The organism is Bradyrhizobium sp. CCGUVB14, assembly GCF_024199935.1.
Lineage (GTDB): Bacteria > Pseudomonadota > Alphaproteobacteria > Rhizobiales > Xanthobacteraceae > Bradyrhizobium.
Genome location: NZ_JANADS010000001.1, coordinates 3241305 through 3252922, shown reverse-complemented (window position 1 = coordinate 3252922; position 11618 = coordinate 3241305). Strand labels below are relative to the sequence as shown.

The following is an 11618-nucleotide window of genomic DNA, read 5'->3' as shown; positions in this document are numbered from 1 at the left end:
ATTGTGGGTACCTCGAAGGACGTCGCGACGTTGGCGCTCGCCGCAGCGATCATAGTCGGTGCGGCATTCGTGTCTCTAGGTTCGTGTTAGTGGGAAAAGTACTTCGGCAAGCGAGGCTCTAGCGGGCCGCAGCTCGCGTAAATGATCTGGCCAGAAACCCCGAAGCGGAAATAGAGCCGGACCGGCTTGCCTTCATAGTTCTGATAATCGATCTGCACCCCGTGACCGGTCAGGGCCAAGTGATCAAGATTGAAGCCGCGGATGTGCTTGCTTGCTAGCTTGGGCGCCCAGTAGGCCGATATCGCATGTCGGCCCGTTATGCTCACGCCCTCACAGTTGCACTCCATGACCGCGCGTTCGTCGTAGAAATCGAGCAGCGAGTTGAGATCGCCCCGTCGACAGGCATCGAGCCAGTCTACGACAGCGGCCAGCGAATCGAAGCCGTCCCGTGAATTCGACATGAGGTTCCACCATAAAGCACGCGCCGCTCCCGAAGCGCGACTTAGGCGGACCGTGATGAATGTGGCTTGAACGCCACCCCCGCAATATTACGGTGCCAAGCTCACGGGATTAAATCGCGGAGCCTGGGCTCCAACAATCACGCTGGAGCCCCGCCCAAGCTCTCGGGCGAGTTGAACCCGCTGCGTCTCAACGTTTGGCAGGTGGACCGCTCTTGTTTCCGGGCAGCCCTTTTACGTTGGCGGGATCCTGATGCTGCGCAGTTGAGTCACCTGCTGACCCGACTGTGCCTTGTCCGCGGGACGGTCCGCTCTTGCCACCCGGCGCACCGCTGATACCGGCGCCCGAATTCTGCCCGCTGGTTGCGCTTGCGGCCCCGCCTGCGTTGGGCTGGCCGGGCGGGTGCGTTGCCGCGCCAGGCTTCTCTTCATTTGCTACGTAGCCAGAGGCTCCGGAGTTGCGGGTCTTGATGCCTTTGTCTGCATCCCGTTGCATCTGCTCATTCGGTTCGCTTCCTTTGACCGTCGCATCAACGTCACTGTGCATCTGGCTCCCGGTTTGCTCACTAGGTGCGGCCTGTTGTTGCGCCGTTGCTTGCATCGCAATCGTGCTTCCGACCAGCAAGGCAATTGCAAAAACTGGTGTTCGCATAGGCATTCCTCCAGTGGATGCCCCGATCTTCAACGCGTTACATCCGCGACGTTTCCCAACGTGCGTGAACTTTGAGTGTCAGCACAGCAGTCCTTTTCATAGCGTTCAGGCAACTGTGCGCTTGACATAGAAACTTCTGATACGCCGAAATTTCACTTGCTCCGTCGGGCAAAACAGTGGTTCATAGGCTGCTGGCAACAACCACGATGGAGCCAGCCCCATGGCCGATCAAGCCGAAGCCGCATCAGAACTCTCGAAGATCGCCAAGCTCAACGGAGAGTTCCAAAGGAACTATGGGACGCTGCTCGGGGCATTCCTGTATCTGAGATCAATCAGTGCCGCGCGCGGTCGGTCTTGGCTGTGGGGCGGCTTGTTTTCCCTCGCCTGCTCGGCCGTGCTAGGATGGCTGAGCAGGCATGGCTTTGCGTTGCCGTGGTAAGCGCGCGATTACTCAGCGTAATGGCGGAGGCACCGGATGGCCAACGCATTGATCATTCGCCCCCGGACCGATTTGCTGACACCGACAAGCGCCGGCCGCGCGGCCCAGTACGTGCGGATGTCGACGGAACATCAGCGCTACTCGACCGAGAACCAGGCGGCCGCCATTGCGGTTTATGCTGCGCAGCATGACCTCGTGATCGTTCGCACCTACAGAGACGAGGGCCGAAGCGGCCTTCACATCGAACACCGCGAAGGGCTAATTGCGCTGATCGAGGATGTGCGCAGCGCCCGCGCGGATTTTGATCACATCCTGGTCTATGACGTGAGCCGCTGGGGACGCTTCCAGAACCCTGACGAGAGTGCCTATTATGAATTCACCTGCCGGCAGGCAGGTATCAAGGTCTGCTATTGCGCCGAAGAGTTCGACAACGACGGCAGCGTCATCGCGAGCATCGTGAAGAATCTCAAGCGTGTCATGGCTGCCGAGTATTCAAGAGAGCTTTCGGTCAAGGTTCATGCGGGCGCCTGTCGCGTCGCGAGTCTCGGTTTCAAGCAGGGAGGCGCTGTCGGCTACGCGCTGCAGCGTGAACTCGTTGACGAGGATCGCCGATCGAGGGGCATCATTCTGGGCAAGGGCCAGCGCAAGCATCTTCAGACGGACCGGGTGCTCGTCCGGCCAGGACCGGAGCAAGAGCAACGAATAGTTGCCCAAATCTTTCGTGAGTACGTGGTCCATCGACGATCCCAGTCATCCATCGCGCGGCTGCTCAACAGGGAACAGGTGCCCAACCACCGGGGAACACTATGGTCGAACGCCATGATCCGCAATATTCTCAACAACGAGGCCTACATCGGCAACAGCGTCTACAATCGCAAGTCATTCAAACTCAAACAGGTGATAAAGAAGAATCCGCCTGAGCTTTGGATCAGGACAACGGGGCTGTACGATCCGATCGTCGATAAGAGCATCTTCCTGAAGGCCCAACAGCAGCTCAAAGAGCAGTTTGTTCGACTGTCGGACGAGCAATTGCTCAAGAAACTGCGCGAAACTCTCGCGGTCAACGGGAAGCTGAGCGTCTCGATTATGGCGACAGTGGGCAACATGCCAAGCCCCGCCTTGTATGCCTACAGGTTTGGCAGCCTGCGGGAAGCTTTCCGCCACGTCGGCTATGTCAATTCCGAGCGCGATTTCGATTATCTGGACGCGCGCCAGGAGTCAGATGCGGAATTGTTGCGGCAGGCGGCCAACCTTGCCACCCGTATCCGCGCGCTTGGCGCTGCCGCCGTTTTCGACGCCGACACCAAAGTGATGTTGATTGACGCCAGGTTCGCGATTTCGCTGCGCATGGCACGCTACTATCCTTCACCGTGCCGCGCGCCCGCTTGGTTGGTTCATCGACGGCGCGTCGAGCCAGCCGCATTTATTCTGGCACTGAGACTAGACGAAAAGACGAACAGAGAGGTTACGGACTATTTCCTCTTACCCTTGGCGGAAATGGCCTCGCAGGTAATCAGTCTCACAAAGACGACGCGCTCGCGGTTCGCTGTCTTTCGATGCCCGTCAATGGATGACGTTGTGCGAGCGGTATTGACCAAGGTGGCCGCGCTACGGCCATAGGGGCGCGGCCCACCGGAGATCCGGTCGACGAGCTCCCTGTACTTGGTTCCGCTTGTCGGTCATCAGGGACCGCCGGGAACCGAGACGCGTTCTCCGCGTTTTCCGTCCGTTTTTTGATACTGAGTGGAGGATCAGTATGAAGACGCGACGCCGTTTCAAGCAAACCACGTCACTTGAAGACAGGTTGGCTGCGCGAATTCGAGAATTGCGGGAGCAAGCCGACGGTTTACCGCCAGGGCCTGAAAAAGAGGCCTTGCTCCGAAAGTTGCATGATGGTGAACGCAGCGCGGAGGTCGTCAAATCTTTGCACCCGACCTTCCCAGGTTCGAATTGAGGCCTTGAGGGAGCGCCGCACCGTTCCGGGATAAACCGCCGGCCGCCGGCGCCCAAGCAAGTGGCCGCCCTGCTCTACTCGCGCCTCTCTTTTGTCTCAGAATCGCGGCGCGAGCGATGAAGCAGTATTGCCTTTTGCCTGGCGGTTAACGACCTGAGCGAGACCGAAATCAGCGAAGGCTTCAGCTGACCGCCATGCGTCCTGAGCCACCAGTGATCGATGATTTGACTCTCGCGGGCGCCGCGGTTCGATGGAGCCGTGACAAAGGCGGAGAACCGGGCGGCCGCGAAGGCCTACCATCAGGAACGCGAGCGGCTGCGCGCAGAAGCGTCGCGCGCCGCGGATATTGCCGTCTCGACCGCCTACGGCGGTATCTGATCTCTAATCGCCGAGTCCACGGCGCCGACGCTGAAAAGCTGCGGAGCGCAATCGACGACTACGTCGAGGAGCTGACAGACGACCGGACAAAGCTGCACACCGGATCTGCGAGCATCGGATGAGCCAGTCCCGCGCTTCGACGAGCGCTGTGTGCGGAGGCCGTGAGCCGCGCGCCACCCTGGGGGCCGATAGCAATCCCACCATGATGTGCATCAGCTAAAAAAACAGCCCCGGCATTGGTGCTGGGACCGTTTGAGGACACTTGGCGGTAATGGGGTCGCCAAGCAGCGTCAGCATAGGAAATTTCGGCAATCCACTCTGTGCACTTTTGAACATCGGCTATACAGTTCCAGTTTCGGAACGGAGTATCTGCGATGAAGGACATGCAGGCTCAGTTGGAAAAGCTCCGAACAGACGCGGCCGAATGCGCGCTGATCCGAGATCTGGCGAGCGACCCCAAAAAGCGAGAACTGTTCACCCGGTTGGCGGATCACCTAACCGTGCTCGCCGCCGAGGTGGAGCGTGCGATCGCGGACAGCGTGAAGCATGCGGGATGAAGACCGGGCGGGCGACGCCCTGTTCTGCTGAGATTGAACCATTCCGTGGGCGTCGAAGACACCCTGTATGGGGCGGGGCAATTTTATCGGGGGAGAAATTTGGGCGCGGAGGGATTTATGCCGCCGTGGATTTTGCACGCCGTGGCTTGGGCGCTCACCGTTGCCGGCTTGATCATCGTCCTATCGATAATCGTGATGCGAGGCCCGCCAGCGTGAACGGTGCGAAGGGCACTCGAGCCCCAGATCGCCGTGACCCCAACTAAGCCGGGGCCCTTTTCGTTTTAGATCAGGGCTCTCTCGTCAGCGAGCGAAGGGCGTTTACTCTGGATAAGTCATTCCATTGTGGAGCCGAGCCTAGGCGGATCGAACGGGGACCGGTGATCTCGCGAAGAGCGCCGGGCCTTTTATTTGCGCGGCTTGCACAATATTTAGTCGACCCACCAAAGCGGTTGTTTGTTTCAGTGATACGGGTCCTTGGAGCGACACCTCGTCCGCGAGCCTCGCGCCATCCATCCGCGAGCCCCTGCTTGGCTATGCCAGTGGGGGCTTTGCCTTTCGCATTGTCGCGGGCAATCCCGATGCCTCTTTTTACCTACAAGCTCATTGATACGCATTTCGTTTCGGACTTCGGCGCGCATGATTTGCCTAGCGAAACCGAGGCACAGATAGAGGCTATTAAACTCGCTCGTTCGTTACGCGAGACCCGACCCGAATTAGTCGGCAAAGGGTACTCCGTCTTTGTAATCGATGATGGCGGCGCCGCCATTTGCGTCATCCCACTCGACGCTACTCTGTGATGGTCGATAGACCCGCTAGCGTGAACCGGCGGCCCTTCGCTTCTTCACAAGCGACCAGGCTGCACGCAAAGAACCACGAGTGCGCGTAAAGTCGTCGAGCTTGGTGATGGATCGGAGCCGACTGCGCAAGCAGGAACCTCTCAACCGTCCTAACGTTGCTATCTTGCTTTAGGGCCGGCCCCCCCCGCCCTTAGGCATCCCAACGCGGCCCTCGCTGTGCCCCATAGCGGGGGCCGTTACGTGCGAGGCTGCATGAACGAGGGTTGGAGAGTAGTATTTGCGATTAGTGCCACGGCCGTCGTGGTCGGAGGAGCATTCTTCACCATTCGTTTCATCATGGGGCTGCATCTGTGAGGCGCTACCGTCCAACGAAATGGCCGCAGGCGCTGTGCCAGCCAGGGAGGCGCCTGCGGCCCTCTGCCGCGACGTTCCGCACAATCGGCGCGGCGAACAGCAACAAGCATGATGCGTGCCATCGGCGTTGAGATATTTGCCCTCCCTGCGGCTTTCGTGCTTCAGAGCCGGTGGGCGTCAGTCCCGAGTCCCGAATTAAAAGGTTATTGGGATGGGCCCCAGCTCAAGAGATACAATGAAAGGCCGCCAACTGAGGCGGCCTTGCTCTGCCGGAACTTTGAAATCCTATTCCGCATTGCGTGCACATGAGACAACGCCGCCTCACAGTCCGCCTTCAGGTCGAGCTATCGATGGAGGAAAATCAAGCCGTCGACGATTTTTGGTTTGCGCAGCGCCTGCCGAGCCGAGCGGCAGCCGTCAGGGAGCTATTGCGGCTCGGACTCAATGCAGAAAAGTGCACCAGCAATGAGGCAAACTAAAGCGGCCTAGTCGCAGACTTCCTTGCGGCAAGTGTCGCAGAAGAATACTGGGATCACCCGCTGGTACTTTAGATCCAATACTGAGGTCATCGGGCGCGCCGGGTTGGCGCAGGTCGGACAATCGGGTGGACGCTTATCCTTTTCGGGCGGCGATGCTTGTTCTTCCACGGCGGCTTCCTCGACAGCGATCGGCTGTGTCGAAATGCAAGAACTGTTGGGTTGTTCCGCGCAAGCTGAGAGGTATCTATCTATGACCGTCTTCATATACGTGAACACCGCTAAGCAGATCGGCGACAAGGACCACATCAAGGTATTTGCGAGCGTCGACGCGGCCGAGACATGGTTTCAGGAAAACGACCCCGAGGGGGTGGCGTTTGAATACGATGTTCTCGAATGAGTCGGATATCCGGCTGCAGGACCGTAGATTTCCGACCGAAGGCCGCCAACTGAGGCGGCCTTACTGCTGTCGAAGCCGCTCGATCTGGATGGTGAACCGAACGCGCATGACGAGGCCTTGATCGTCACGAACCTCAATTGAGGATTCACTCGGCTGGACTAGGCGCTCGAAGCGATCCGCGGCGGCATCTGCCATGGCCTTCGCAGCCTCTCGTTCCACAGCTTCAATGCTGGAGAACTCTAGGCCTTCCTCGTCAACCGCGCGGCCGTCTTGATCTAAGAGGTCGAAATAGTACCGCGTCATAGGCCGGATATTAGCGGGCCCAAACGGCAAGTCATCAACGAATGTTAGTTGCGCTCGGAGGAAGTCTAACCGGACCGGCTATCAGCCGATAAGTTGGAACCCATGCGGTATTCCAAGACTCCATGGTCGCATCGCAAACAGAGCACTCGAAGCTAGCGATCTGCCGACTAGGCGCCATCGACTCGGTGCGGCTGTAAACAGCGCCGCACCGACAGGAACGATGATGAGATTCTGGCACGCTATTGTATGCGCCTAAATGCAGAACAGGCACTAAGCAAATCGAACAGGCCACTGGGTCGGAAGCAGCCCGGCGGCCCCGGGGGGAACAGACCGCAAGCATGGCTTGCACTCACCGTAAATCTCCCAAGGTCGAAGGCCGTCACTTCATGCACTAGGCAGGAATTCGATTGCCTATTTTTCCCGACTGGCTTCACATATGCAAATGCAGACGACGAATTTGCTCTGCCTAGGAACCAGGAGGGGAGTATGATTGAAAGCGCGCAGCCCCCTAACAGGTTTCTTGTTCGCATGGGAGGCGATGGTTGGATGGTCTACGACCGCCATCGCCGCGGTCCGGCGCTAATCGGAACCCATTTCGCAGCCAATTTGACGAAGGAACAAGCAGAGCGCGCATATCACACTCTCTCTGGTTCGGAGGGAGAACCCGACCGCTAGACTAGATTGAAGCCTGCTTCGCACTCGGACGGCGGAGCAGGCCTGCTAACTGAGCGGCCTTACTGCGTTTGCTAGCGGCGGCGGACACACCTCATCGCTCAATTCAGGAGTAGCTCGAATGATCGTGTACTTCTGAACGCAGCTAATTCGACGAATCTGCGAAGGTTAGTGTTGGGACGGGGCCGCGAGGGGCATGGCGGCCTTGTGCTTGGGGCGAGAGCCCGCCCGCGCCAGCCCCTGGGCGGCGCTCTCCCTCAACTAACTGATTAATCGTTAATTAACCTAGGTGTTGGCGGGAACCGTGCGCCTGTCGTAGCCTCGGTTCACCGGGGCTGGCCCATATTTCACTTAGATCTTTTCACCCGGAATTTTTGACACGGCGCGGCCGCAGCGAACTCACTCGCTGCGGCCTTTGTCGTTTAGCGCTTCAGTCGCCCGGCGGATGCCATTCCGATGCCTTCGTTCCATCTCTCGAATCGGCTAGTTGTGGCGGCTCGTCCTCTCAATTGACAGGTGCGGACGTGAGCCAGTTTTTATCCGTACTACTGCTAGCGACTGCGTTGACATTAACCGTGTGCTTCGGCGTGGCAGCATGGCGCCAGTCGGCCGGCAGAGACGTGGATGACGTCACGGCTACCGTTCCGCACTCGCAAGCGCTGCCGAACAACTGAAGTGCTTTCGGGTCCTGGGAAATGATCGCAAATCGGAAGTCGAGCATACTAGAAGCTCGTCGCCAGTGACTTACGGCTGTAGGCCCGACCTAGATCGCGACAGAGGGCGCTTGACTTGGCTCATATTGATCTTGCCACGAACATCAATATCCGAACGATGAGACCGGCGAGCGACAGCGCTATTCCGAGGTCGACCAGACAAAGCAGCGACACGCGATCGTCGTTATTCATCTTTCCCCCGCGGAATAAGTGCGCGCGGGCCTTGCTCCAGAGATCGCAAGCATACCGCGCGCCTCCGGCTGTGCCGCTTACAGATACGCATGGCGGCAGCCGTATCAAGCAATCCAGACAACCTGCCCACGCTCAACCGAGGTCGGGTGGGAAGCTTTCGATTGGTAGGCGTCGATCGCGCGATTGGCGATCATCATGGGTCGGCGTTCGCCGGAGCGGATCTGTTCTTCAATAAATCGAATAAGGAATTCGGTGGACGGTTCGGCGCCGCGGAGCTGGCCTGACCTCTCAAGGAAGCCCCAGGCGATATTGAAAGAGTCCTCAATGACGCTACCCATGAACATGACATGGAAACCACTTGCCGCGGTCCTCGTTCCTATTTGCGGGTGAGGCCTTTAAAGGAGCTCGCGCGCAGCAGGCCCTCCGACGTGATGTCTCGATATTCGACTTCGGCGAAAAACGTAGGCTCGACCCAGGTCGCCTTTGGCTTCTTGATGGGCTTTGTGAGCTTCGTCTTCGGACTAACGACTGTGTCGAGAGCCTTCCGGATCTCCGCCAACTTCGTCCTCGTCCAGCCCGTCCCGACCTTCCCAATGTAACGCAGGTCTTTACCATCCTGCCTGCCGAGGTAGAGCGCGGCAACGCCGGTAGGATCTTTGACGAAGCCGACCACGGGAAATTCCTCGCGCTGGACCGTCTTTACCTTCCACCAGGCTTCGGTTCGCTCCGATCGGTACGGAGCGTCGACACGCTTCGAGACGATACCCTCGAAGTTCAGACGCGCGGCAGCCTCGAACAGTTCATGCCCATCGCCTTCCGCATGCTCGCTGTAAAGCGCCGGTGGTCCAACGCTGTGGGTATCGAACAACTCCTTCAGCAACTCCTTGCGCGCGAGCTGTGAGGTTTTCCGAAGGTCTTGTCCGTCGAGCCATAGCAGATCGAAGGCGTAGTACTGCAAACGATCCTGACGGCCCCCCGCGAGCTCGGCCTGCAGTTCGGAGAAGTTAGTACGGCCCTCATGGACGACGACCACCTCCCCGTCAATGATGGCCTGGCATGGAAGGTCAAAGGCGCCTGCTATGGTTGAGAAGCGCTTGATCCAGTCGTGACCGTTGCGGGTGAAGGCCGTTCGTGTGTCGCCGTCGATGTGAAGCTGGATACGATAACCGTCGTACTTGATCTCGTGGATCCAGTCCTCCCCTGCGGGAGCCTTCATCTTGAGTGTCGCGAGCTGGGGCTTGATGAAGCCCGGCATCGCCGGTCTGATACGCTTCGCCACTCTACACAACTCACAAAAGTACCCGCCCTCGGGTTCGCTCCGACGGCGGGCAGTTTACCTCATTGGCGCCTGCACGAGGAAGGCCTTGCCAGATCGGGCCGGGTATTCGGCTCAAACCTCGCGGTTCTCCGCGCAGCGCCAAAGTAGCGGCATGCCGCCGCAGAATGGCAGACGGCGATGCAGACGGGCGACTATCGAGTTCGGCAGGCTCAGTCTGTTCAGTCTGATGCAATCAGAGATTCAAAAGCATCATGGAGGCCAAAACCGTCGCCCAGACATACATGCCGACAATGGCAACTTTAAAAATCAGGCCGGCATACATGCTGCACCTCGGGCGGCAGGCAGCGTTACCTTGGCGACTTCAATGCTCGCTTTGCAAAGCTTCGTAACGAGAACCGGCCGCCGCCATACGCGCGTTAGACGGCGGGCCGTTCCGGGTGGATGGCGCGCACTGAAGGCGGCAGGTGTCGCGCCACAGACCGAATTGCCAACCTAGCCAAGAGAGAGTCGTTCCTACCGATTGGTCGCAAACTGAGGCAGTCTCACTGTCTATTGAGAAATTTACGGGTCAGTTCTTCGTCGGTGCCGTGACAGTGGTAATGACGACACCATCCTCATTCCGAACCGTAACAGTGCGACCGGTCTCTACGGCAATCTTCTCTGCAAGATCGATCGCAGCTTGGTTGTTGGCTAGATCAAGGGAGATCAGCGAACACTCTTTCTGAGGAACAGCCGGGATCATTTTGGCGGCTGAAGTCCTGGGGACCTCGCCCAATCGTCCAGATGGTTGGCCACATCAGCCTGCCGCGCCTTCTTGATCAGCGCGTCGCGGTCGGGACCAGGTGGAAGCTTCGCGGCCTCGTCTTGGACCTGCTTAGACCAAGCTGCGAGACGCTCTTGAAGCGTAAGCTGTTGTTTGAAACGTCGCCGTTTGAACATGGTGCGCTCCTTTCCATTGGAGGGCGGGAGCGCTATCAGCGTTCTCATCACAGATAAAAGCCACGGTCCACTCTGTGATGAATGACAACTAGCAGGGAGAGGATCCGGTTTCCTCACCAAATGTTAAGTCACGGAACTAGGACTGCGAGGAACCGCGCGTGTGGGCGGCGCTGCTGTTCCCACTGTTATCTGCTGATCGGAGAAGCGTCGCGCATCGCAGAAACAAGCAGATCAACGGGTGACGCTTTGACCTCTTTCCAAGTGACTTCCTTCCTTTATTTCGCGTTGCGCGAATAGGAACGCCTATTCAACGCGACCTGTTAGCGTACGGCGAAACTAAGGGAGACACCGCAATGAAAACTACAAAAATTGTCTTGGCCGCAGCATTGTTGCTCGGCTCCATCGCCGCAGCTTCCGCTCAAGGCGCGGGAGGCGCTGGCGGTGCCGGTGGCGCCGGCGGTAGCGGCGCAGGTGCTGGCAGTAGCGGCGCTGGCGCCGGCGCCTCCGGCAGTGGAGGCACTGGTTCCGGCCAAGGCGGTCCAGGTACTGATGCCAACTCGCACGGCAGTTCTAAGATGGTCAAATCGAAGAAGCATTGATCTTTGCTTACCGTTCGCCCGACTATCGAAAATCAGCAGTGTATGACCGCCGTCGTCGGAAAGGCTGCCAAGATTCACCCGCTGTAAAGCACGTACTCGACCAACGCACGCCAATGTTCAAAAGTACGCACACGACAAAGCAGATGCTTGTGTATCCTTGACGGGCGTCGGTTGGACTCGCCTCCGTTCCGAAGCGTAAGCGACCTCAGCTCATACCGTTCCAGAGCTGAGGTCGCTATTGCTTTAGAGCCTTGGTCACCAGGTTCCTGAAGCAGATTACCCTCTACTGGAGCTGAAACCCTAGGTCCGAACGTGAGAGCGCCTCTGTCGTAAGGTCGACGTCAGTTTGGGCAACTACGTTCGTCCGGTGGCGGCGTGTCATACGGGGTCTCTTTGCGAAGAGATCGGGGTCTCAGTGATGCTGCTCTTGCGCGCCGCCACGGCAATCCCCGCCAT

Annotated in this window: 12 protein-coding genes; 6 read left to right on the top strand and 6 right to left on the bottom strand. The window is 58.5% G+C overall.

Annotated features, from left to right (window positions below):
- Positions 1-86: 86 nt before the first annotated feature.
- Positions 87-461, bottom strand: coding sequence for a nuclear transport factor 2 family protein (locus NLM32_RS15145; RefSeq protein WP_254129748.1), 375 nt, complete (start codon positions 459-461; stop codon positions 87-89).
- 187 nt (positions 462-648) lie between these two features.
- Entirely contained in the window at positions 649-1110 is a 462-nt protein-coding gene (locus NLM32_RS15140) for a hypothetical protein (protein ID WP_254135572.1), read from the bottom strand.
- A 220-nt stretch (positions 1111-1330) separates the two neighbouring features.
- Between NLM32_RS15140 and NLM32_RS15135 the strand changes: the two genes are divergently transcribed.
- The 6 genes from NLM32_RS15135 to NLM32_RS15110 all read left to right on the top strand — a co-directional run bounded on the left by NLM32_RS15135 (position 1331) and on the right by NLM32_RS15110 (position 6465).
- Positions 1331-1549, top strand: a complete 219-nt coding sequence (locus NLM32_RS15135) for a hypothetical protein (protein ID WP_254129747.1) — start codon at positions 1331-1333, stop codon at positions 1547-1549.
- Positions 1550-1585: 36 nt separating this feature from the next.
- Positions 1586-3169 (top strand): recombinase family protein, encoded by a 1584-nt coding sequence (locus tag NLM32_RS15130; RefSeq protein WP_254129746.1) that lies wholly within the window; start codon positions 1586-1588, stop codon positions 3167-3169.
- Between the two features lie 136 nt (positions 3170-3305).
- Positions 3306-3503: a hypothetical protein gene (locus tag NLM32_RS15125; RefSeq protein ID WP_254129745.1), complete on the top strand. Its 198-nt coding sequence runs from the start codon at positions 3306-3308 to the stop codon at positions 3501-3503.
- 752 nt (positions 3504-4255) lie between these two features.
- A complete protein-coding gene (locus NLM32_RS15120) occupies positions 4256-4438 on the top strand; it encodes a hypothetical protein (RefSeq protein WP_254129744.1) in 183 nt (60 codons plus the stop codon).
- Between the two features lie 533 nt (positions 4439-4971).
- A complete protein-coding gene (locus NLM32_RS15115) occupies positions 4972-5235 on the top strand; it encodes a hypothetical protein (RefSeq protein ID WP_375143640.1) in 264 nt (87 codons plus the stop codon).
- 855 nt (positions 5236-6090) lie between these two features.
- The gene (locus tag NLM32_RS15110; RefSeq protein WP_254129742.1) at positions 6091-6465 is read left to right on the top strand and encodes a hypothetical protein; all 375 of its coding nucleotides are present in this window, start codon (positions 6091-6093) and stop codon (positions 6463-6465) included.
- A gap of 60 nt (positions 6466-6525) precedes the next feature.
- On the opposite strand, the gene NLM32_RS15105 is transcribed toward NLM32_RS15110, so the two are convergent.
- From NLM32_RS15105 to NLM32_RS15090, 4 genes are all read right to left on the bottom strand, one after another.
- Positions 6526-6768 carry a DUF6894 family protein gene (locus NLM32_RS15105; protein WP_254129741.1) on the bottom strand — a complete coding sequence of 81 codons (243 nt, stop codon included), beginning with the start codon at positions 6766-6768 and terminating at the stop codon, positions 6526-6528.
- A 1681-nt stretch (positions 6769-8449) separates the two neighbouring features.
- Positions 8450-8689, bottom strand: coding sequence for a hypothetical protein (locus NLM32_RS15100; RefSeq protein ID WP_254129740.1), 240 nt, complete (start codon positions 8687-8689; stop codon positions 8450-8452).
- A 32-nt stretch (positions 8690-8721) separates the two neighbouring features.
- Positions 8722-9624, bottom strand: coding sequence for a non-homologous end-joining DNA ligase (gene ligD / locus NLM32_RS15095; RefSeq protein ID WP_254129739.1), 903 nt, complete (start codon positions 9622-9624; stop codon positions 8722-8724).
- Positions 9625-10362: 738 nt separating this feature from the next.
- Positions 10363-10563: a hypothetical protein gene (locus NLM32_RS15090; protein WP_254129738.1), complete on the bottom strand. Its 201-nt coding sequence runs from the start codon at positions 10561-10563 to the stop codon at positions 10363-10365.
- Between the last annotated feature and the right edge of the window lie 1055 nt (positions 10564-11618).